Consider the following 22,429-nt stretch of genomic DNA (forward strand, 5'->3'; position numbering starts at 1 on the left):
GTTTATGGTAATTCTAAAGCTAAAGCGTGCTTGTTTAGTTGGTCTTTTGGTTGTTCGGTATGACTAGCATCGTGCCGGTTCGATACCAAATATCTTTTGGGTGAAAAGAACATAAGCATTACTACGCACATGAAGAGCATAAGTCCTAGCAAGTACATAAACTTGTGAGTCTTTTCTTTAGTTCTAACAGAATTTTGCATTATAATTTTCGTGATTATCGAGTATTGTATTTCATGTTTTTAAATGAAGCTCAAAGCAAAAAAGATTGCTTTAGGTCGATAATAGAAATGGGAGTGAATGGGGCGTGCCCAATGGGGTAAGTTTTTTCTCTATGTGGAAAGTGGTTTGGAGTATAATATGCTAAACTAGTATTGCAGGTAATTTGTTTTTTCTGGGAAGTACAAACCCCATGTTTTACATAGCAGATTACCGTTTCAGTATTTTTAGTACTTGAAAGTGTAGGTGAAACTCCTTGTATTAGTAAAACAATGGTTACGGAGAAAAAAAATTGCCTATGAAATAGTTTGTTCATATTTATTGTAATCGTACTACATTATATGTACGGGAGTAGGTATAAAATGTTGTCAATTTTTATGAATTATTTTCTCTCGATCTTATAATAAGCATTTAGATCAAAAAATAAAGCTAAGAAATAAGGGTGCATTGTTTATGAAGTCAAAAAAGCTTCTACATCTTGTGCAGAATCCATTGGTATTTCTTCCATGGGCAGGTGGCCTATGAGGTCATAAATGATTAGTTCGTTATGTGGGATGGCTTCATGGAATTTGCTGGCATTTTCCACGGGGATCCATTTGTCTTCTTTCCCCCACAATATGAGGGTGTGCTGTTTTATTTCTTTAAGATGACGTGTGTTGTCTTTAAACTTCCCATTTACCATTTTAAAAAAAGCTTCAGGATTCCCTTCTCTATTAAAAAGATCATAATAGCGATCGACCAAAGTTGGTGTTACTTTAGATTGGTTAAAGTATACTTCTTTTACAAAGTCTTCAAGTACTGTTTTTCTTACAGCATATTTTATTACTCTGTTGACAAAAGGTGTTTGAGCCATTTTGAAAGGAAGCGGAATGCTTTTGGTATCTAAAAAACCTGCCGAATCTATCAAAATGAGTTTTTTTACTTGATTGGGGAATTTTAGGGCATATTCCCAAGCTACCCAGCCACCTAACGAGCTACCGGCAATGCTGCATTTTTCTACATCGAGTACGGCTAAGAAAAGCCGAATAAACTTCAAAAAGTAAGGCATATCGTACCTTCCTTCATTGTTTGGTCCAGTAAGCCCAAAGCCTGGGAGGTCTAATCTTATTACGGTGTACCTCCTAGAGAGGATCTTGGTCCATTCGTCGTAGGTATGGAGAGAGGAAAATGAGCCGTGTAGCAAAAGTAAATAAGGACCACTCCCCTCCATTCGGTAGTGGGTGAGAACGCCTTTGAGGGGGATAAACCTCGAATGGCGGTTGGTGTATTTGGCAAGAAGTTCGGTCACTACTTACGGTTTTGGTTGCGGTTGTTTAAGTTTAACAAAAAATACTTCAAGCTGATTCACCTCATAGTGACTTTTTGTACGAGTTTTAAATCTAAAATGAGTGGAGGTCAGGTAATTGGGCAAGTTTTTTTAATTTCTAATAAAATAAATACCTTTGCGGACTTAATGAAAAAACAGAAAACCATAGGGCAGCTCGGGGCATTGCTCCTCACAATGTTAATGCTGATCGTTTCTACCACAGATACGATGGCAGCGGCGTATGCTGTTCCTCAGGTGGAAAAATCGCAGCAGGAGCAGCCTGACGGCAGTTCTACTAACGATGTGAAGCTAGAACAAGGGCTTTGCTTTAACGCTGTTATTTCTCCAGTTGTCCATATAAGTTTTCACAAAAAAGTTTTTTTTAACCCCAGTTACGAGTATCAAACTGTAGTAAACGATACGTACGAGCCTGTTGAAAAAGCTGTTTACCCTTCAGAACTTCCCTATTTTCAAACACTTCTTGAAAATATAATTACAAGGCACGCTCCCTAGGTTATGCCTTTTCCATTCTTTCAATAGCTAAACGCTTTTATTTTATTAGAAAAATATGCTTGCAGCCCGCTACGGCTAGTTGCGGGTAATTTTATATATTGATTTTTTCCAAACCTTAATAATATGAGAAATAAGACCGGAATAATTACTTTAACCATTATCATCACGGCACTGAGTTTATTTTACTTATCCTTTACGTTGGTGTCGAGAGGTATAAATGAGGAGGCTAATGAGTACGCTGCCGACGCAAGTGGTAAGATCAACTACTTTGCGAAGCAAGCATACCTTGATTCACTCTGGAACAAGCCTGTGTACAACTTCCTTGGGATGGAGTTTACGTACAAAGATGTAAAAGAGCGTGAGCTGAACTTAGGTCTTGACCTTAGAGGAGGTATGCACGTAACTCTTGAAATTTCTCCAGTAGAAATTTTAGTTGCATTGTCTGGCGATAACCCAGATCCTGATTTTAGAGAAGCACTTAAAGTTGCTGAATCGAAGCAGGCAAGTAGCCAAGCTACTTTCACCGAGTTGTTTTTCCAATCTCTAAGTGAACTAGCTCCAAATAAGTCACTTGCTAGCATTTTTGCAAATAGCGCTAACAGGGGGCGTATCGACTTTGGTTCTACTGATGAGCAAGTAAGGAAAGTAATTGAAGAAGAAGTAGAAGGTGCAATTGACCGTGCTTTTAACGTAATCAGAACTAGGATTGATAAATTTGGTGTTTCGCAACCAGTTATTCAGCGTATCCAAGGAACTGGCCGTATCCAGTTGGAATTACCAGGTGTTGATAACCCGCAGCGTATCAGAAAACTTTTGCAAGGTGTTGCTAAGTTGGAATTTTTAGAAGTATGGACTCCACAAGAATTCTCTCCTTACCTTACTAGGGTAAATGATTACTTGGTGAAAAAGAAAAAAGCTGAGAAAGCTGTTCAGACCGAAAATACTACTGAAGAATTGGTTACAGAGAGTGAAGAAGCTCCTGCAGCTCAAGAGGAAGAGTCGTTATTCGATTCTGAAGACATAAATGCTGATTCTGCTGCTGCTGATTCCTTATTGCAAGAACTTGCCGAGCCTGAAGTTTCTGACCTTTTCTTATTGCTCCGTGCTAGAGATGCCCTGCTATACAGCATGTCAGATACTGGCAAAATCAATAAGATTATCAACGATGAGGCTGTTCAAGCTCTTCTTCCTCCAGATTTGCAGTTTATGTGGGATGTGAAACCAATAGCTGGTGCTGATAATATCCCTACTGAAAATATTATGCTTTATGCAGTGAGAAAAAGCCGTATAAGCGGTGCTCCACTTACTGGTGAAGTAATAGTAGATGCAAACCAAAGTTTTGACCAAAGAGGTATGCCTGATGTTTCCATGTCAATGAACATTGAGGGTGCTAAGAAATGGAAAAAGCTTACAGGGAAAAACGTAAACAAGCAAATTGCTATCGCCCTTGATGGCTATGTGTATTCTGCTCCAAACGTAATCCAAGAGATTGCGGGCGGTAATTCTTCTATCACTGGTAACTTCACCGTAGAAGAGGCAAAAGATTTGGCTAATGTACTGAAAGCTGGTAAACTTCCTGCTCCTACTCGAATTGTAGAAGAAGTAGTAGTTGGTCCTTCACTTGGTATGGAAGCTCAAAACCAAGGTATTATTTCAGTAGTAGCAGGTTTGATCGTGGTTGTGTTGTTCATGATTGCTTACTACTCAAAAGGTGGTATGGTAGCAAATATCGCACTTGTGATCAATATCTTCTTCATATTGGGTGTATTGGCTCAATTAGGAGCTGCGTTAACTTTGCCAGGTATTGCTGGTATCGTACTTACCATCGGTATGTCGATTGATGCGAACGTATTGATTTTCGAGAGAATTAGGGAAGAGCTCAAGAAAGATTCGGAAAACCTAATGGGAGCTATTAACCAAGGTTATGACCGTGCTTTCTGGACTATTTTTGACTCAAACTTAACTACCTTCCTTACGGGTATTTTCTTGTACTCATTTGGTTCTGGTCCAGTGAAAGGTTTCGCAGTAACATTGATGATTGGTATTGCTTGTTCATTCTTCTCTGCGGTATTCATCACAAGGGTAATTGTTTCTTGGATGACCAAAAAAGGAAACCAGAGCAATATTTCTTTCGTGACCCCACTTTCAAAAGCTCTTTTGAGTGCACCTAATTTCAACTTTATGTCCAAGCGTAAAATCGCTTATGCTTTCTCTACTGGTTTGATCATAATCGGTATTGGTGTAATAGCAACAAGCGGTCTTAATTTAGGTGTCGATTTCCAAGGTGGTCGTTCGTATGTAATCGAGTTCAAGAAAGATGTAGTTCCTTCTGAAATAGAAGTGGCTATCAAGAAAGGCTTGGAAGGAGCTGATATTGAAGCGAAAACATTTGGTAGTTCGCAAAAGCTAAAAATTACGACCAACTACTTAGTAGAAAATGAATCTTCTGCAGCAGATAGCTTGGTAATGAATGCTTTGGTAGCAAGTGTTGAATCGTTCACTGGCGATACATACGAGCCTGCTGAAGAATTGTTGGCTGAAGGTAAGTTCATTATTCCAAGTACATCTAAAGTGGGTGCTACTATCGCCGATGATATAGCCGCTTCATCTTTCAAGGCAGTGTTGTTCTCGCTAATGGCTATTTTCTTCTACATCTGGGTTAGGTTCCGTAACTGGAGGTTTGGCTTGGGTGCGGTAGTTGCCCTATTCCACGATAGTTTGATCGTCCTTTCAGTTTATTCTATAGCAAACTTGGTGGGTCTTTCTTTGGAAATTGACCAAGTCTTTATAGCGGCTATGTTGACTGTAATTGGTTATTCGATTAACGATACCGTGGTGGTATTTGACCGTGTAAGGGAATACATCAACTTAGGAATTGGTCACTCATACATTGAGACGCTCAATGAGTCGGTGAACAGTACGTTGAGCCGTACCTTGATTACCTCAGTAACAACGTTGATCGTAATCTTGATCTTGTTGTTCTTTGGTGGCGAGGTGTTGAGAGGTTTCTCTTTCGCCCTAATGGTAGGTATCTTGATCGGTACTTACTCGTCAATTTTCGTTGCAACTCCAATAGTTTACGATACCCGTCACCTATTGGAAAACAAAGAGGATAAAGAGAAAGAAAATGCTTAGGTTTTAAATAAAGTATTCATCATATTGAGAAGGTGCTCCTGTAAAGGGAGCACCTTTTTTTGTGGGGTAAAACAAACAGTTTTTGAAATATGTGGGGGTGTAAAAACAAATTCTTACTTTAGGGGTAAATTCGCATGTTTTCCTCAAACAATTAGCGAGTTTGTAATATTATATAAGTGAAAAACAGTTTAATCATTTTTTCAACATTAAAACCTTAAAAAAATGGCTTTCGAATTACCAAGTTTACCTTATGCTTACGATGCGTTGGAAGGAAATTTTGATGCGCGTACAATGGAAATACACCACTCAAAGCACCATGCTGGATATGTAGCTAAGCTGAATGCAGCGGTAGAAGGTACTGAACTTGCTGGTAAGTCTCTTGAAGAATTAATGGCAGAAGCTGGCAAGCTCGGCAATGCTGTAAGAAATAACGGTGGTGGTCACTATAACCACTCTTTGTTCTGGACTATCCTTTCAGGAAATGGCGGAGGAGCTCCTTCTGGCGATTTGGCTGCGGCTATTGACAGTGCTTTTGGCTCTTTAGATAAATTGAAAGAAGAATTTAACGCTGCTGCTGCTACACGCTTTGGCTCAGGGTGGGCTTGGTTGGTAGTAACTGCTGACGGCCTTAAAGTAACTTCTTCTCCCAATCAAGATAACCCTTTGATGGATGTTGCCGATGTAAAAGGAACTCCAATCTTGGGCTTGGACGTATGGGAACACGCTTACTACTTGAAGTACCAAAACAGAAGGCCTGACTATATTTCAGCTTTCTGGAATGTAGTGAACTGGGATGCAGTAGCTGAAAAATTTGCAGCAGCTAAGTAAGCTTAAAAAAAAAATTACAGTGTAAAAAAAGGGGTCTCCTATCAGGAAACCCTTTTTTCATGATTACCACTATAAAACCTGTTGCTTCAGGTTGTCTTAAATCAATTAACAGTACTCAGTTGCTTAATCTTTTGTGTCAAAAGTGCTTGCTAAAGGGTTAAGCCCCAATCAAAAAGGAGTGAAGGGGAAGAATTAGCGTTAAAGGGGAATTGGGATAGGTAGAAAATGGGATATTAGCGGTTCAGCCATTTTTTGAAATCGCCTGACCTGTCCACGCTGACGATTGCTTCTAGCTTGGAAGGAAGGGGCGGTGTCAATTCTAATTTCACCCTGCTTTTGGAATAAGCAACCATCTCGTTAATTGCAGAAAAATTGACAATGAACTTTCTGTTTATCCTAAAAAATCGGGTGGGATTTGTTACTTCTTCGAGTTTGGTAAGGGTAGAGTCCAAAATGTATTTTTTCCCATCTTTAGAAAAGAGAAATAGGTGCTTTCCATCCCCCATAAAATAGGCTACTTCTTCTACAGGAATAGACAGGATAGCTTCCCCACTGGTGACCATGAACCTTTTTTGGTAAATGGGTCCTTGTTGGTCTACGGATTTTAGAATTGCCCCTAAGCTCTCATTTTTTATCGTGCTTTTGGCCTCGTCAAATTTAGCCAGTGCTGTTGCTAGTTCGCTCGTGCCGAAAGGCTTCAACAGGTAGTCAATACTGTTTACTTTAAAAGCTTTTATAGCGTACTCATCATAAGCAGTAGTGAAGATGATGGGAGTATTTATTTTAACTTGTTCAAAAATTTGGAAACTGTTTCCATCGGTGAGATGGATATCCATGAATATAAGGTCGGCTTCATTTTTTTGGAACCATGCTATGGCTTCGTCTATAGAACGAATTATCGCTACAATTTTGATATCAGGGCGTAAGGCAATGAGCATCGATTTTAGCTCTTCGGTCGCAAGTTGCTCGTCCTCAATTATCAACACGTTAAGCATGGTTCAATTCTTTGTTATTGCTTTGAGAAAGGGGATAGGGCAAATGTAGTAGATATTTGCAAACAGGAACCTAGTTTTATAGTTACTATCTGATTTTTCTATACCTGAAAGATCAACTGACTTTTAAGTATAGAAACAGATTTTTTATACTTTCGTGAAAGTAAACTCCCTAGCCAATTATTATATGAAACAATTCCTGTTATTATCGCTCTTCCTGCTAAGTATTATGGTGGCATGTGAAAAAGCTAAGGTGGCTAAACCTGTAGCCGATGCACCTGATTTATCCCCTACACCTCATCCGGCAACTTTGCCCGACACTGGTGTGGTGCGTTCAAAGGCTCAGCTAGTATATGCGCCAGTTTATTCCAACCTACGCAGCATGGAAGATGCTGGCGATTATCTAGTAAGTGCCAACCTTTCCATCCGGAATACTTCCATAGAGAAGGCCATTAAGATTCATTTTGTTGATTATTACAACTACAAAGGCAAGCTGATTCGAAACTATTTGAAAGAGCCTTTGGAGATAAATCCTTTGGGTTCTATCAACTATTTTGTGAAACTGAGCGATAGAGAAGGAGGGGTAGGTGCGAAGTTTTTGATAGAATGGAGCTGTACTGAGCCTGTTACCATGCCCGTGATAGAAACGGTGATGATGGAGTCGAGCGGGAATAGGGGGTTTGCCTTCAAATCGAGGGCGGTAGTTCTCAGGGATGTGAGGGAATAAGCTTGATAAAACTTGCTCTTTTTATTAGCTATTGTTTGTTTTGTGAGCAAAAATACGATATTTGAAAGGTTTGGATGTAGGCAGTTTGGAGGAAAGAAGGTGAAAGTGCTCGCATCCAATATTTACTTATTTCAACAATACTTTAAGCACATATAATATATGGCAGATCATAGTTACAACGAAGATAGTATCAAGTCCTTAGAACCCCATGAGCATATTAGGCTGCGCCCTGGTATGTATATAGGTAAGCTTGGGGATGGCTCTGCACCAGATGATGGTATTTATGTTTTGGTGAAAGAGGTGGTGGACAACTCTATTGATGAGTTTATGATGGGATTTGGTAAGCAAATCCAAGTAAAGGTAACTGACAATAGTGTAGAAATTCGTGATTATGGACGAGGTATTCCTTTGGGGAAGGTGATCGACTGTGTGTCGAAAATAAATACAGGTGCAAAATACGATTCACAAGCTTTCCAAAAATCTGTAGGGCTGAACGGTGTGGGTACGAAGGCGGTAAATGCACTTTCAGAGTACTTTAAGGTGATTTCGGTACGAGATGGGAAAATGAAGGAGGCGGAGTTTGAGAAAGGGAAACTCACCGTGGACCATAAAGAAGCAAAATCAGGCGAGAAGAATGGTACGTATATCTATTTCAAGCCCGATCCTACTATTTTTAAGCATTATAGGTTTATCCCTGAGTTTTTGGAAAACTTGATGTGGAATTATGTGTTCCTAAACTCAGGGCTAACCATCGATTATAATGGGAAGAAGTATTTCTCTAACCGCGGTCTTTGGGATTTGCTAGAAAGAAAAACGGATGTGGATAACTTGCGTTACCCAATCATCCATATGAGAGGGACGGATATAGAAATTGCCATGACCCACTCCAATCAATACGGAGAGGAGTATTATTCTTTTGTAAACGGCCAGTATACTACCCAAGGTGGAACTCACTTGGCTGCCTTTCGTGAGGCAGTGGTGAAAACGCTTCGCGACCATTACAATAAGAACTTCGATGCAACAGACATCCGAGCATCCATAGTTGCAGCGGTAAGCGTGAAGGTGCAAGAGCCGGTTTTTGAATCTCAAACAAAGACTAAACTTGGCTCTACCCATATGGGTCCTGATGCTCCGACCGTGAGAACATTTGTGCTGGATTTTATACGTAAAGAGCTTGATGATTTCTTGCATAAAAACCCTGAGACGACACAAGCCTTGCTTAAGAGAATTTTGCAGTCGGAACGTGAGCGCAAGGAAATAGCAGGAGTGAAAAAGCTTGCGAATGAGCGGGCAAAAAAGGCAAACCTTCACAATAAGAAACTGAGGGACTGCAAAGTGCATTTCAATGATAAAAAAGGGGATGATGAAAGAAAGTTAAAAACAACCTTGTTCATTACCGAGGGAGATTCGGCAAGTGGAAGCATTACCAAGTCGAGAGATGTGCATACGCAAGCGGTGTTTAGCTTGAGAGGTAAGCCGCTCAACTGCTTTTCCCTTACCAAAAAAGTGGTGTACGAAAACGAAGAATTTAACTTGCTGCAGCATGCCTTGGACATAGAAGACGGGCTAGATACTCTTCGTTACAACCAAGTGGTGATAGCTACTGATGCCGATGTGGATGGCATGCATATTCGTTTGTTGTTACTAACGTTCTTCTTACAATTCTTCCCAGAGCTAGTAAGAGCCGGGCATGTGTATATTTTGGAAACGCCTTTATTTAGGGTAAGAAATAAGAAAAAGACAATCTATTGTTATTCGGAAGAGGAAAAGCAACGTGCGATGAACGAATTGGGTAGCAAGCCAGAGATCACCCGATTCAAGGGGCTTGGTGAGATTTCACCAGAAGAGTTTGGCGAGTTCATTGGGGAAGATATCCGATTGGATCCACTCATCTTGAGTAAGGAAACATCTATAAAATCGCTTCTTTCTTATTACATGGGTAAAAATACCCCCGATAGGCAAAACTTTATTATTGATAACCTGAGGGTAGAGAAGGATTTGGTTGAGGACGAAAAAGTTGCTGAAATAGTAGAAGAAGGAAAGGAGGCAAAAGTAGCTTAATGATAGAGAAAAAGTTTACTGATTTTGATAGCCAAGGTTATGCAAGTTCTTTGTGTTGCCTTGGCTTTTTTCTGAATATATTAAAAAATGCTAAGACTAGTATTTTGATGTCAAGTAATAAGCTCCAGTTTTCTATATACTTCACATCGTATTCTATCTTTCTCTTCAACACCTCCATCTGATCCATGTCTTCGTTAAAAATCTTTACTTGTGCATATCCTGTCAACCCTGGAGTGGCATACTGTCTTATGTTATAATCGTCTAGCAATGTTGAATATAGCTCAAGGTGCTTCACCATATTTGCCCTAGGCCCTACTGCGGACATATTTCCAAACAGCACATTAAAAAATAGCGGTAGCTCATCTAGGCCTGTTCTCCTCAAAATACTTCCAACCTTAGTAGTTTCTACTCCAGCGCCTTTGGGCAGTACTTTCACTGTCCTAAATTTATAGCATTCAAAAAGTTGGTTTTTACGTCCGGGTCGTAACTGTTTTAGGAAGATGGATCCTTTGGAAGTGCTTATGATAAGCAAGCCAATGATAGGGAAAAGCCAAGGGAAAATTAGGGTGATAAACGTAATGGAGAATATAATATCAAAGCCCCTTTTGATGATTTGATTGAAGGTAAGTGATAGTGGGATTTTCCGAATGGTCATGATTGGGATATTTCCATAGAAGGTAAAGTCCACCTCTTTTTGCCCTATTAAATTGAAGTTGGGTACTATCTTGAAATAAATGCCATTTTCTTCTGCGAACCGGGAAATGCTAGAAATAAGCATTTTGTCGGAGGTCGGGAGGGTGTAATAAATCTCGTCTATGTTGTTTTCGGTGCAATAACTCTTGAGGCGGTTAAGGTCACCCATTATCAGAGAAGGGTCAACCACAGAGCTTTCTATGTCATCGAAAAACCCCATGAATTTGTAGCCAAAATACTTGTATTGAGTAAAATATTCAGAAAGGGCTTTGCCTGCTTCTTCTGCACCAACTATGACAACTTTCCTATTTTTCAACCCGAAATTTCCATATTTCCGGGTGATGTGGACAAAAACCAGCCGAAGGCCGGTGATGAGAGCTACTGAGGAAATGTACGTGTAGGTAAGAAATAGCCTTGAATAAATATAACCTTTGAAGCTTACGATGAAGCCTAGAACTAAGAAGGCATGTACAAAAAATGTATTAAAAAGATTGACTGATAGAGATTTGACATCGTCGTACTTTTCTATCCTATCAATTTTATTGAACTGTGCAGAAAACAACCAAGCCATGTTAAAAACAACTAAAAGCCCTACATAATGGTCGGAAAAGCTTGGCTCTTTGCTTACATGAACAAAATACGCAATTCTAAATACTGAGTTGATGATCAGCAAATCGACTATTGCAAGAATGAAAAAAGGTAAGTTAGATGACTGTATTTTTTTATTCATGCTAATGAGTTGGTAGTGGAGCTTTGTTGTTTTGTATTTTCAAAATTGGAGTTTTTGCACTTGTTCTTTTTTTGACGCTAGGGTGTGTCTAATAAAAATAAGCTTGCTAAAATAGGTAGATTTAGGGAATATGTCAATCTATCTTGGGCTTGAACTAGCTTTAACAAAATTAGAATGGTGGATTGTTCTACTCTTCCGTTTACATTCGTTCATCCTTAGGGTATCAAGCAGCAAGACATCTAAGAAAAGAAAAAATATTGCTTTTGAGGGTTGGTTTTGGAAATATTTTGATGTTAAATATTTCTCCATAAATATTACTTAAAGTCTTAATACATTATCTTTGTACTTTACATTTTTGGTTACATACTATCTACTAAAGTTGCCTAAGTCAAATTGTTAGCAACTATTACTAACTCACTTTTTATAGAAACAGACTAATTTGACTACAGTAGAAACCTTAATTTTTCTACGTAAAAATTCAAACAAGCATGTTTCAACTCTAGCTTAAAAGAACTTAATTATTTACTTATGTTGAAATTCACGTATCTATTGTTTTTGGCTGCTCTGGTCACGTCATGTGTTGTAACCGAAAAGACCGCGTATGTTGACAGTCCCGAAATAACCACACAAGCCCCTGTAACTTTTAGAAACAAAAGACCAACCTATAAACTTCAAATAGATGATATTTTATCTATTGAGGTGAAAAGTGGAGACTCGAAAGTTGTGGAGTCTTTTAAAACAGGAGGTGGGGGAGCTGATGATTTAGTGTCCCTTTACCTAGCTGGCTATCCTATTGATTCGCAAGGTTACATTACTCTTCCACTTGTAGGTAAACTTTTGGTATTAGATAAAACGGTAGAAGAAGCCCAAGGAATAGTCCAGGCTGCAATTGATGGCTATCTCCGTGATGCTACGGTGATGGTCAAAATGGTGAACTTTAAGGTGACCGTTTTAGGGAATGTGAACTCTCCTGGGACATTTTACATTTATGGAAACTATACAAATATCTTTGAGGTGCTAGGTATGGCAGGTGATATTACGCTTGGAGGAGATAAGAAAAGGGTTAAACTAATCCGTAAAAATTCAAAAGGTACTCAGGCTATTTTGTTAGATCTTACTAACCCTAACATAATGCGTTCAGAATATTATTTCCTTTTACCTGGAGATATTCTTTACGTAGAACACCCACAGCCTAGTAAATAAATGCTGTTTACTTACATTTAATGCATAGAATTTATTTTTTGAGTAACTTACATTTACGAAAATAGGCGGTATAAGAAGCTGATGCTAGAATTGCTTCTTATACCTCTCTTCTTCTAATTTAAGCCAATTTCATCACCTTAAGGTAGGGTGGTTGCTGTGAAAGCTCTGACAATTTATTTCAAATAAGGATAAGGTTGTATCGTATGGAGAGACAGGATACTTTATTTATAGACCTCAAGAAAATAATCTTCAGATTTAGGAAGTATAAGTTTTATTTTTTGTTATCAGTTATAATAGCTGTTGGTATAGCTTATACCTATAATACTTTTTCTGATAAAATATATCTATTCCGCGCTACTATGCTCATAGGTGATGACCAAGCTGCTCCACGTAGTGCCGCTGAGTTATTTACTACTGGTGAAAGAAGGGCAGAAAAAGCAACAAATATAAATGATGAGATAGAAAAACTTCGCTCGTTTGCCATGGTGAGGAAGATGGTAGATAGAGTAGGGATGAGGGTTTCTTATTTTGAAGGGGATGAAATAGGGAAGAATGAAATGTTCAAGTCGTCGCCTATTCAGGTTATTCTTGATTCTAGCAATATCCAACCTATCAACACTCCTTTTTTTGTAACGGTTTTGTCAGAAACCAAATTTAAGTTAGACGTAGTAGGAAGTCGAGTAGAAATTTTTGATTACGATAAAGGAGAGGTAGTTGACGCTGTTTCTGATTTTAACGATTCGAAAGAATTGTCTTTTGGAGAGGATTATAAAAACGATTATTGCTATATCATAGTCGCCCCTACAGAAGCAAAGTTTGATAAGGCATTGATAGGACAGCGCTTTCATTTTATTCTGAACAATCCTGATGATGTAACGAGAGAATTTAGAGAAAGCCTTGAGGTTAATCCGATCAACAGGCAGTCTAATATTGTAGAGCTGATTGCTAGAGGTACGAACCATGATAAGGCAAAGACGCTTATAAATGAGCTGATGAATACTTTCAGGGTCACGGATCTTGAGCAAAAAAAGAAAGTAGGGGAGCAAACATTAGACTTTATTCAGGGGAAACTAGCTGAGGCTAGTAAGAAGCTAGGAGAATCGGAGAGCGCTGAAGCGTATTTTAGGTCTGGTTCTGATATTAGGTCAGATGCTATGAGAACTTCGATAGAAAGTAGCCTGACAGACCTTGAGGCACAAAAAGCACAGATAAACTCAAAACTTAGTCAGTTTGAGTTTATGATTGAAGCGCTTAAAGATGAAGATTTGACCCCTGCAGAGATTCTCTCTACAGCTGCTTATGCTGATAATGATCCAATTTTGAAGGACTATTTTGATGACCTTTATGATTTGAGTAAGGAGAAAGCTGATTTGGAAGAAAAAGTTAGGCCAGGTTTTCCTGAATTAAAGGTATTGAAAATAAAGCTTGACCAGTCTCGTATTCAGCTAATGGGCTTTATCGGTAAAAAAGTTGATTCGGAAATGATTACGTTGACTTCGATTGAAGACCGAATAGACGAGAAAAATACAACCTTGAGTAGAGCACCTTCTATAAAGAAGAGGCAGAACGAGTTGGCAAGAAAGTCAGATTTTGATAAAGATATTTACCAACTTCTCCTCCAAAAAGAACAAGAGGCACAAATTGGATTGGTTACTACTGCCTCTGGAGTGAATATAATTGATGAGGCTGAAATTTTGGGAGACAGCCCTGTTTCTCCAAATACTATATTCAATATTATAGTGGCATTTTTAATAGGTATTGCCTTCCCTTATTTGATAATAGTGATTAAAGAAACTCTTGACGATCGAATTAAAAACCAAGAAGACTTGAAATCTGCTACCCAAGTCCCTTATTTGGGTATGATCATGAAAGGGGAGAAAGAAGAGCCTTTGGTATTTGAGTCACCTGGTAATAAGTCGCTTACCGCAGAATCTTTCCGCTCGTTAAGGGTGAATATAGAACACTTAAAAGGGTATAAAGATGGAGTTATTGGTTTTACATCTACTATAAGTGGAGAAGGTAAAACATTCTGTTCAGCTAATATGGCACATACTTTTGCCCTTTCTGGCAAGAAAACAGTACTTATTTGTGCCGATCTCAGAAAACCAAGAGTAGATGAATATTTCGATGGATTGTACGAAGAAGGTTTGTCGAACTATTTGCTGAATGAGTGCGAAATTGATGAAACCGTTCAGAAATCTAAAATAGAAAATTTGGACATTATCAATGCTGGACCTACTCCTGAAAACCCAACGGTGATATTGGATACAAAAAGGATGAGGGAGTTGATGGATGCTTTGAAAGAAAAGTATGATCAGATAGTGATTGATACTCCTCCTATTGGCTTTGTGTCCGAGTACTTTATTTTGAAGAGGTATATTGATGTAAGCATTTACGTAGTAAGAGCGAACTATACGGATAGGAAGCACTTGCAGGATGTAAATGAACTTTATAAGTCGGAAAAATTGGGTAATATCAATATGCTTTTGAATGATGTAAGGCTTCCTGATACGCACAACTATTATGGAAATGCGTACGCCAATGGATATTATTACTACGCAGATTAATGCTTTTTTAGCAACTGAGTTTGGGTGTTGTCTAACAAACTCAGTTGCCATTCTTTAAAAGTTTTCCCCTTTCTTCCTAGAAATGTATATTCGTTACTCCCTTATCTATTTGCTGCCACTTTTTTTAGCGCTGTTGTTTTCAACGGTGTTTTTTAATTTGTTTTTTGGGGAATACCAAGAAGCGTATGCTGCATTTTTTAGGGTGACGATCATTGCTTCTACTATATCTTCCTTCTTCCTTTTTAAGGAGATGTCGTTGTTTGTTAAGCGTTGGTTTGTAGTTGCCACAGTAGGGTTGGTCTTTCTTGTATCGGAATCGTATGTACGGTCTGGTGTTCCTTTTCAACATCCGCATGTGTTTTCAAAAATCTTGGTGATTTATTTTATATTTTTCATCTATGCATTTTATAAAAGATTTTCTGGAAGGGTGTCAGTTTTTCAGCTATCGGCTTTAATAGTTACTGCATTTGCACTTAATATTCTTTTTGTGAGCGATACGGGTCTTTCCATTTTTGAGTCGCTTATGGGAGAGAGGGCATTTGAAAGCGAGTCTAGCTTCTTGTTGTTAATTCCTTGTGTTTACTTTTTTACCCGTTACTTCTTTTCGGGAAATCTATTGTACTTCATCCTATTCCTAACGATCGCTGCGTTCATAGTTTTGCTTCAGAACAGAACCGTGTGGGTGAGCCTTTCCTTTGCTATACCGGTATGTACATTTTTGATTTTAAGGAAAGGGAGATCTAAAATAGGGGTAAATGCCATGTTACTCCTAACCTTTTATGGGCTGATTGTAAGTATATTGGTTGGGGTTTATCTTTACACCAAGCCAAATGTAGCCGACTTTATACTAGGAAACCTTGAGGCCATAATCGACCCCGTAAATAGTGGTACTGGAAATATGAGACTGATGCAGTTTGAAGAATACTGGCCTTATATGCAGAGAAATTTCCTTTTTGGGTTGAGGTTTGGAGGTTATGAAATGCCCACACTTTTTGTAGACTACCTATCGGGTGAGGTATTGGAAGAGGGAACCGTCCACTATTTTTATAGCTTTTACATAGATAAACTTTTCTACCTTGGTGCTGTAGGTCTTGCACTATTTGTACTACCTATATTGATTTTTATCTATAGGATGTATAAAAAACAGCCTTATTTGGATATAGATCAGATTGTGCTAATTACCGTTTCTCTTTGTGGTTTTGTATTGGGGCTTACCTATATCTGGCCCGTGTATTTATATGCAATACTTGGGTATACATTTTTTAGGTTAGAGCAAGGTCCCAGAGATTCGCAATTGGGCATGGTAGATGAAGAACAAAAAAACTTGGTAAGACCTGATAGCACTATTCCAAAATCACTTACGAATAATATTTCTCTCCAATAATCGCTAATTCCCACAACCTTCTCGCTTTTTAATCCTTTTCAAACCAAAAGAATCGGAAAACTTATTTAGCTTTGCGGTTTATTAAAAATGCGGCTAATCAACCGTTTCAGAATAATTCAGTATCAGTGGGTTAAAGTTAAAGGCTTCTACCCATTACAAACCAAGTTTACTCATGCAACACTTAAGCGAACAAGAGCTGTTAAGAAGGGAGAAAAAAGAAAAGTTAGAGCAGTTAGGGATCAATCCTTATCCTGCAGAACTTTTCAAGGTAAATGCCTACGCCAGCGATATACATGAAAACTACGAGCGCTTTAAGATAAACTATAAAGATATTTCCATTACAGGAAGGATTATGGGTTTTAGAATTATGGGAAGTGCGGCTTTCGCCGAAATCCAAGATTCTACTGGTCGTATCCAGATTTACCTAAGGAGAGATGATATCTGCCCTGGTGAGGACAAAACGATGTACAATACTGTATTCAAAAAACTACTGGATATAGGAGATATCATAGGTGTGAAGGGGTTTGTGTTTACCACCCAAACAGGTGAGATAACTGTTCATGCCAAAGAATTCACTCTTTTGTCTAAATCGCTTAAGCCATTGCCAATTGTAAAAACGGCAACGGACGAGTCTGGAGAAGAGAAAACATTTGATGCGTTTACCGACCCTGAGCAGCGTTACCGCCAAAGGTATGTGGACTTGATAGTCAACCCTGAAGTGAGGGAAACTTTTAAAAAGCGTACCAAGCTGATGAACGTGATGAGGGAATACCTCAACGAAAAAGGATACTTGGAAGTTGAAACGCCAATATTACAGCCAATCTACGGTGGAGCAGCGGCAAGACCTTTCAAAACGCATCACAACAAATTGGATATGACGCTCTATTTGAGGATAGCTAATGAGCTTTACCTCAAAAGATTGATCGTTGGTGGTTTTGAAGGTGTGTATGAATTTTCTAAGGATTTTAGAAATGAGGGGATGAGTAGATTTCACAATCCTGAATTCACCCAGATTGAACTGTACGTAGCTTACAAAGACTACGAATGGATGATGGATTTGGTGGAGGAGTTGGTGGAAAAAATAGCGTTGGCTATTTATGGAAGCACCGAAGTGCAAGTGGGAGAAAATGTAATAAACTTCCAACGTCCTTGGAAAAGGTTTACAATGTATGAGGCTATCGAGCACTTTACAGGAATTGATATTTCTGCAATGAGCGAGGAGGAAATGAAAGAGACCGCCAAGAGCCTCAATGTTCCTATCGATGAGACAATGGGTAAAGGAAAGCTGATAGATGAGATATTTGGTGAAAAATGTGAAGGTCAACTAATTCAGCCTACGTTCATTACCGATTACCCAGTAGAAATGTCACCTCTTGCCAAAAAACACAGAACTAAAGAAGGCTTGGTAGAAAGGTTTGAGGCCATTTGTAACGGAAAAGAGATTTGTAATTCTTTCTCTGAGTTGAACGATCCAATTGATCAGCGCCAGCGCTTTGAAGAGCAATTGGAGTTGGGCAAAAGAGGAGATGATGAAGCAATGGTGTTGGATGAGGACTTCTTGCGTGCATTAGAATACGGAATGCCTCCTACAGCAGGTCTGGGTATCGGAATTGATAGGCTTTCTATGATTATGACCAACTCAGCATCTATTCAAGATGTACTTTTCTTCCCTCAGATGAAACCTGAGAAGAAAATAGAATATGCTTCCATGGACGATTATAAGGAGTTGGGTATAAGAGAGGAGCTTGTTCCTATCATTCAGAAGTTAGGGTTGCTTACTATTGAGGAACTGAAAAAAGCTCAACCAAGTAAATTGTTCAACGATGTGTGTGGGATGAGGAAAAAATTGAAGCTTAAAGATGTAAAGAACCCTAGTAAAGACGAGGTAGAAGGTTGGTTGAAATAACCGGGCTAAGGGAATCGGCAAGTCTTTCAGATAAAGAATGTTTTGCAAAAGTTAGGCGAGAAACCAAGAGTTTTAACTTTACTTGGAATAATTGGCTAGAAACCATAGTTTTGCAGCGGAAAAATTTTCCCATTTTTCCTCCCAAGAAAAAAATATTTTATAAATAAAAAATCAGACAGTTTCTTAGATGGCAAAGAAAGGTAAAATCACCCAGGTAATCGGGGCGGTAGTCGATGTGAGCTTTGAAGATGACGCCCACCTACCCAATATCCTTAACGCATTGGAAGTTGAGCGTCCTGATGGATCAAAACTTATCCTCGAAGTTCAAACGCACCTTGGTGAAGATAGAGTAAGAACCATTGCGATGGAATCTACAGAAGGTCTTCAACGTGGTACTGCAGTACTCGATCTTGGAGAGCCTATCTCCATGCCTGTTGGGGATGAAATTAAAGGAAGGCTTTTTAATGTAGTAGGTCAAGCTATTGACGGTATCGATAATCCTGATACTGATCAAAGACTTCCTATTCACAGAAGTGCTCCTGCTTTTGATCAGCTATCTACCAAAACTGAAGTTCTTTACACTGGTATCAAAGTAATTGACCTTTTGGAACCTTATGCTAAAGGTGGTAAAATCGGTTTGTTCGGTGGTGCAGGTGTTGGAAAAACCGTACTTATTCAAGAGTTGATCAACAATATAGCACTTGGATATGATGGTATTTCGGTATTTGCTGGTGTAGGTGAGCGTACTCGTGAGGGTAATGACTTGTTGCGGGAGATGATCGAAGCCGATATCGTTGATTACGGTAAAGATTTTAAGCATAGCATGGAAGAAGGAGGATGGGATTTGAGCAAAGTAGATAAAGACGCTTTGAAAAACTCAAAACTATCTATGGTGTTCGGTCAGATGAACGAACCTCCTGGGGCAAGAGCTAGGGTTGCGCTTTCTGGTCTGACAGTTGCTGAAAACTTTAGGGACGGTGATGGCGATGGCAAAGGTCGTGATATCCTTTTCTTTATTGACAATATTTTCCGTTTCACACAAGCAGGTTCAGAAGTATCGGCTCTTTTGGGTAGGATGCCATCTGCGGTAGGTTACCAACCTACGCTTGCTACTGAAATGGGTGCTATGCAAGAGCGTATTACTTCAACTAAAAATGGTTCAATTACATCGGTACAAGCGGTATATGTACCTGCCGATGATTTGACTGACCCAGCTCCTGCAACTACATTCTCTCACTTAGATGCTACTACGGTACTTTCTCGTAAAATTGCCGAGCTTGGTATTTATCCTGCGGTGGATCCATTGGATTCTTCTTCAAGGATTATGTCAAGAGAAATCCTAGGTGATGAGCATTACAATACTGCTCAACGTGTGATCCTTACTCTTCAGCGTTACCAAGAACTTCAGGATATTATTGCCATCCTTGGTATGGACGAACTTTCTGAAGAAGATAAGCAAATTGTTGCTAGAGCTCGTAGGGTTCAGCGTTTCTTATCTCAGCCTTTCCACGTTGCCGAGCAATTTACTGGTATCCCTGGTGCTTTTGTTGATATCAAAGATACCATCAGAGGTTTCAATGAGATCATGGATGGTAAGTATGACTACCTTCCAGAGGCTGCTTTCAACTTGAAAGGAACTATCGAAGAGGTAGTTACGGCTGGTGAGAAAATGTTGGCTGACGCTAAGTAATTTGTTTTAAGAAAAACAGGGCGTTGAGTTCTGTTTTCACTTTTCAATTTAAGCCTTTGGGCGAAGTAAACAGTGAAAAAAATGTATCTTGAAATAATCACACCAGATAAAAAGGTTTTTGAAGGCGAAGTAACTGGCGTGAAAGTGCCAGGCTCAGCGGGAACTTTCGAAATGCTCAATAATCACGCTCCTATTGTAAGTACTTTGGCAAGAGGAGAGGTGAGGGTAAAGCAGAAAGATGGTCGTAAGACTTTTGAAATAGACGGAGGTTTGGTTGAGATGCGCAACAACAAAGTTGTGATTCTTACCGAAGCTCTTGTAAGCGAATAAAGTAGTTATCCTACAATAAGAAGCCCCTAGAAATAGGGGCTTTTTTTTAGCCCTTTTTAAGAATGCGAAGACTGGTTCATTTTCTTTTGTCTGGAGGAGTATTATTGCTGCTTTGCACAGTAGGCTTCTTTTTTTCCTTACTTCATAACAATAAAAGAGCAAGTGAGCATAAAATAGTTGCCTTGCCAGATTCTGCGGCTTTTGAGCAGAATGTTGATAGTTTGGAGACAATAATTCGAGCTTATATGGAAAGGACGGGGGTTCATGGTTTGTCCTTAGCCATTTCTTATAACGATCAACTTGTATATGCCAAAGGTTTTGGCTTTGCCGATATCCAGACTCAAGAAAGAGTTACTCCATCTCATTTATTCCGAATAGCAAGTGTATCGAAACTGATTACCGCTTGGGGTATCATGCGCTTGGTGGAAGAAGGTGAAATTTCAACGGATGATTGTGTGTTTGGGCAAAGTGGCATTCTAAAAGAGTTCAGAAGTTCGTATCGTGATGCATATGATATTAGTGTGGAACATTTGCTTACTCACTGTGCGGGTTGGAATAGGAGAAGTTACGGAGACCCAATGTTCAAAACTCGCCAAATAGGAAATGCTACAGGTAAACTTCGTCCCTCAGTTGACGATATTATTAACTATGTGCTGGCGCGGCGCATGCCTTATGCCCCAGGTGAGCATTACGATTATTCCAATTTTGGTTATGCCGTTTTGGGGAGGATTATCGAAGAGGTTTCTGATATGGAATATGAAGAGTATATAAAGGAGGTGCTGCTTGATAGGACGAACATTGAAGGAATGTATGTGGGAAGAAACTACGTCGAGGAGAAGTTTGAAAAAGAGGTAACATATTATGATGAGAGGAGGGGAAGTGGGCGAATCGCCTTCAATGGTTCTGGGAAAATGGTGCCAGCTCCATATGGGGGAAGTGATATTACTACTTTAGCCGCGGCAGGAGGTTGGGTTACCTCTCCAGTAAACCTTCTCAAGCTTCTAGCTCATTATAATACAAATCCGTATGTGCGAGATTTCATATCAAAACCTTCTGCATATAAAATGGCTCAAAGATATGGTCCGGGCAAAATACCTTTTGGGTGGAGAGGTTCGGATGGTAAGGAGAGATGGTGGCGAACAGGAACGCTTTCAGGAGTTTCTGCTTTAATGGTTAGGGAAAATCCCAAAGTCAGCTGGGCAGTAGTTATCAACACCAGTAGTGAAAACTCTTCTTATTTTCATTCCGACTTCTCGTTGATTATGGAAGAGTTTCTACAAAAGAACCAATCTTGGCCTGATCATGATTTATTTGCTCACTATTTTTGATATCACAAATACAAAACTACTATGGAAAAAGAATGGCATGAAATAGCAAAACGTATACAAGCTCTTGCTCAAAATGGCATCACCTTTACAGAAGGGAAGTATGACATGGAGCGCTATGAGGAGTTGCGGGAGATAAGTGCGCAAATGATGTCTATGTATACTGATACGCCTATAGAAAAGGTAAGAGATGTTTTCAACTTTGAACATGGTTACCAAACGCCAAAGGTAGATGTAAGAGGGGTTGTATTTAAGGAGAATAAAATATTGATGGTTCAAGAAGAGCAGGATGGGAAATGGTCATTGCCAGGTGGCTGGGCAGATGTGAACTATTCACCTCGCCAAATTGCAGTGAAAGAAGTTTGGGAAGAAACAGGGCTAAGAGTAGAACCAGTAAAGCTTTTGGCAGTATTGGATAAAGCTTGCCACCCTCATCCGCTGGAGCCCTATCAGGCGTATAAATTTTTCATCCACTGTAAAATTATAAGAGGTGAATTAAGAACAAGTATAGAAACACTAGATGTAAGGTTTTTTGGAGTTGATGAACTCCCCCAGCTGTCTGCAGAGCGAGTGTTGAAATATCAAATTGAGAAAATGTTTGAATTAGTAGAAGATCCTAACTCTGCTACATTATTCGATTAGGTGGCCTTGGTTGAAGATGTTTTTACTTAACTAGGGTTAAAACCTAAATCCAAGAGATGCCCCCATCCAAAATTTTGCCGTCCCTTCTTCTATTTCTACCTCTAAAATGGAAGCGATGGGGTATGTATTAAAATGAGCTTCATTTTCTGAATAATAGATATTGAAAGTTGGACCAAAGGTC

At 39.2% G+C, this 22,429-nt stretch carries 17 protein-coding genes (1 of these 17 running past the window's edge); 13 read left to right on the forward strand and 4 right to left on the reverse strand.

The features are described 5' to 3' along the window. Positions 1–667 precede the first annotated feature (667 nt). A complete protein-coding gene (locus R9C00_00315; GenBank protein WPO35897.1) occupies positions 668–1,504 on the reverse strand; it encodes an alpha/beta hydrolase in 837 nt (278 codons plus the stop codon). A 165-nt stretch (positions 1,505–1,669) separates the two neighbouring features. On the opposite strand from R9C00_00315, the gene R9C00_00320 reads away from it, so the two are divergent. From R9C00_00320 to R9C00_00330, 3 genes are all read left to right on the forward strand, one after another. Beyond that, positions 1,670–2,035, forward strand: coding sequence for a hypothetical protein (locus R9C00_00320; protein WPO35898.1), 366 nt, complete (start codon positions 1,670–1,672; stop codon positions 2,033–2,035). A 123-nt stretch (positions 2,036–2,158) separates the two neighbouring features. Continuing rightward, positions 2,159–5,170, forward strand: a complete 3,012-nt coding sequence (gene secDF, locus R9C00_00325) for a protein translocase subunit SecDF (protein WPO35899.1) — start codon at positions 2,159–2,161, stop codon at positions 5,168–5,170. A gap of 222 nt (positions 5,171–5,392) precedes the next feature. After that, the gene (locus tag R9C00_00330; protein WPO35900.1) at positions 5,393–5,998 is read left to right on the forward strand and encodes a superoxide dismutase; all 606 of its coding nucleotides are present in this window, start codon (positions 5,393–5,395) and stop codon (positions 5,996–5,998) included. Between the two features lie 233 nt (positions 5,999–6,231). On the opposite strand, the gene R9C00_00335 is transcribed toward R9C00_00330, so the two are convergent. Beyond that, positions 6,232–6,993, reverse strand: coding sequence for a LytTR family DNA-binding domain-containing protein (locus R9C00_00335; protein ID WPO35901.1), 762 nt, complete (start codon positions 6,991–6,993; stop codon positions 6,232–6,234). 184 nt (positions 6,994–7,177) lie between these two features. On the opposite strand from R9C00_00335, the gene R9C00_00340 reads away from it, so the two are divergent. Both R9C00_00340 and R9C00_00345 read left to right on the forward strand, forming a co-directional pair. Further along, positions 7,178–7,717, forward strand: a complete 540-nt coding sequence (locus R9C00_00340) for a DUF3124 domain-containing protein (protein ID WPO35902.1) — start codon at positions 7,178–7,180, stop codon at positions 7,715–7,717. 159 nt (positions 7,718–7,876) lie between these two features. Continuing rightward, entirely contained in the window at positions 7,877–9,778 is a 1,902-nt protein-coding gene (locus R9C00_00345) for a DNA topoisomerase IV subunit B (GenBank protein ID WPO35903.1), read from the forward strand. 37 nt (positions 9,779–9,815) lie between these two features. Here the strand turns inward: R9C00_00345 and R9C00_00350 are convergent, their stop codons facing one another. Next, positions 9,816–11,201: an exopolysaccharide biosynthesis polyprenyl glycosylphosphotransferase gene (locus R9C00_00350; GenBank protein WPO35904.1), complete on the reverse strand. Its 1,386-nt coding sequence runs from the start codon at positions 11,199–11,201 to the stop codon at positions 9,816–9,818. Between the two features lie 528 nt (positions 11,202–11,729). On the opposite strand from R9C00_00350, the gene R9C00_00355 reads away from it, so the two are divergent. The 8 genes from R9C00_00355 to R9C00_00390 all read left to right on the forward strand — a co-directional run bounded on the left by R9C00_00355 (position 11,730) and on the right by R9C00_00390 (position 22,248). Continuing rightward, on the forward strand, positions 11,730–12,404 hold the full coding sequence (locus R9C00_00355) for a polysaccharide biosynthesis/export family protein (GenBank protein WPO35905.1): 675 nt from the start codon (positions 11,730–11,732) through the stop codon (positions 12,402–12,404). A 278-nt stretch (positions 12,405–12,682) separates the two neighbouring features. Then, on the forward strand, positions 12,683–14,971 hold the full coding sequence (locus tag R9C00_00360; GenBank protein WPO35906.1) for a polysaccharide biosynthesis tyrosine autokinase: 2,289 nt from the start codon (positions 12,683–12,685) through the stop codon (positions 14,969–14,971). 145 nt (positions 14,972–15,116) lie between these two features. Next, positions 15,117–16,355, forward strand: a complete 1,239-nt coding sequence (locus R9C00_00365; protein ID WPO35907.1) for a hypothetical protein — start codon at positions 15,117–15,119, stop codon at positions 16,353–16,355. Between the two features lie 172 nt (positions 16,356–16,527). Next, a complete protein-coding gene (lysS, locus tag R9C00_00370; GenBank protein ID WPO35908.1) occupies positions 16,528–18,261 on the forward strand; it encodes a lysine--tRNA ligase in 1,734 nt (577 codons plus the stop codon). A 187-nt stretch (positions 18,262–18,448) separates the two neighbouring features. Beyond that, positions 18,449–19,951 carry a F0F1 ATP synthase subunit beta gene (gene atpD / locus R9C00_00375; protein ID WPO35909.1) on the forward strand — a complete coding sequence of 501 codons (1,503 nt, stop codon included), beginning with the start codon at positions 18,449–18,451 and terminating at the stop codon, positions 19,949–19,951. A gap of 81 nt (positions 19,952–20,032) precedes the next feature. Then, positions 20,033–20,281, forward strand: coding sequence for an ATP synthase F1 subunit epsilon (atpC, locus tag R9C00_00380; protein ID WPO35910.1), 249 nt, complete (start codon positions 20,033–20,035; stop codon positions 20,279–20,281). 62 nt (positions 20,282–20,343) lie between these two features. Next, on the forward strand, positions 20,344–21,609 hold the full coding sequence (locus tag R9C00_00385; GenBank protein ID WPO35911.1) for a serine hydrolase domain-containing protein: 1,266 nt from the start codon (positions 20,344–20,346) through the stop codon (positions 21,607–21,609). Between the two features lie 21 nt (positions 21,610–21,630). After that, the gene (locus R9C00_00390; GenBank protein WPO35912.1) at positions 21,631–22,248 is read left to right on the forward strand and encodes an NUDIX hydrolase; all 618 of its coding nucleotides are present in this window, start codon (positions 21,631–21,633) and stop codon (positions 22,246–22,248) included. Positions 22,249–22,284: 36 nt separating this feature from the next. On the opposite strand, the gene R9C00_00395 is transcribed toward R9C00_00390, so the two are convergent. Continuing rightward, positions 22,285–22,429, reverse strand: the end of a protein-coding gene (locus R9C00_00395; protein WPO35913.1) for a hypothetical protein. The gene runs 1,493 nt beyond the window's last position; 145 of the gene's 1,638 nt are visible here — the last part of the coding sequence; the start codon falls outside the window, past its right edge; the stop codon is at positions 22,285–22,287.

The organism is Flammeovirgaceae bacterium SG7u.111 (assembly GCA_034044135.1).
In the GTDB taxonomy this organism is placed as follows: domain Bacteria; phylum Bacteroidota; class Bacteroidia; order Cytophagales; family Flammeovirgaceae.

What these genes read in the sequence shown, in the direction of transcription:
- R9C00_00320 (WPO35898.1), top strand. Translation starts at nt 1,670, where the DNA reads ATGAAAAAACAGAAAACCATAGGGCAGCTCGGGGCATTGCTCCTCACA.
- secDF (WPO35899.1), top strand. Translation starts at nt 2,159, where the DNA reads ATGAGAAATAAGACCGGAATAATTACTTTAACCATTATCATCACGGCA.
- R9C00_00330 (WPO35900.1), top strand. Translation starts at nt 5,393, where the DNA reads ATGGCTTTCGAATTACCAAGTTTACCTTATGCTTACGATGCGTTGGAA.
- R9C00_00335 (WPO35901.1), bottom strand. Translation starts at nt 6,993, where the DNA reads ATGCTTAACGTGTTGATAATTGAGGACGAGCAACTTGCGACCGAAGAG.
- R9C00_00340 (WPO35902.1), top strand. Translation starts at nt 7,178, where the DNA reads ATGAAACAATTCCTGTTATTATCGCTCTTCCTGCTAAGTATTATGGTG.
- R9C00_00345 (WPO35903.1), top strand. Translation starts at nt 7,877, where the DNA reads ATGGCAGATCATAGTTACAACGAAGATAGTATCAAGTCCTTAGAACCC.
- R9C00_00350 (WPO35904.1), bottom strand. Translation starts at nt 11,201, where the DNA reads ATGAATAAAAAAATACAGTCATCTAACTTACCTTTTTTCATTCTTGCA.
- R9C00_00355 (WPO35905.1), top strand. Translation starts at nt 11,730, where the DNA reads ATGTTGAAATTCACGTATCTATTGTTTTTGGCTGCTCTGGTCACGTCA.
- lysS (WPO35908.1), top strand. Translation starts at nt 16,528, where the DNA reads ATGCAACACTTAAGCGAACAAGAGCTGTTAAGAAGGGAGAAAAAAGAA.
- atpD (WPO35909.1), top strand. Translation starts at nt 18,449, where the DNA reads ATGGCAAAGAAAGGTAAAATCACCCAGGTAATCGGGGCGGTAGTCGAT.
- atpC (WPO35910.1), top strand. Translation starts at nt 20,033, where the DNA reads ATGTATCTTGAAATAATCACACCAGATAAAAAGGTTTTTGAAGGCGAA.
- R9C00_00385 (WPO35911.1), top strand. Translation starts at nt 20,344, where the DNA reads ATGCGAAGACTGGTTCATTTTCTTTTGTCTGGAGGAGTATTATTGCTG.
- R9C00_00390 (WPO35912.1), top strand. Translation starts at nt 21,631, where the DNA reads ATGGAAAAAGAATGGCATGAAATAGCAAAACGTATACAAGCTCTTGCT.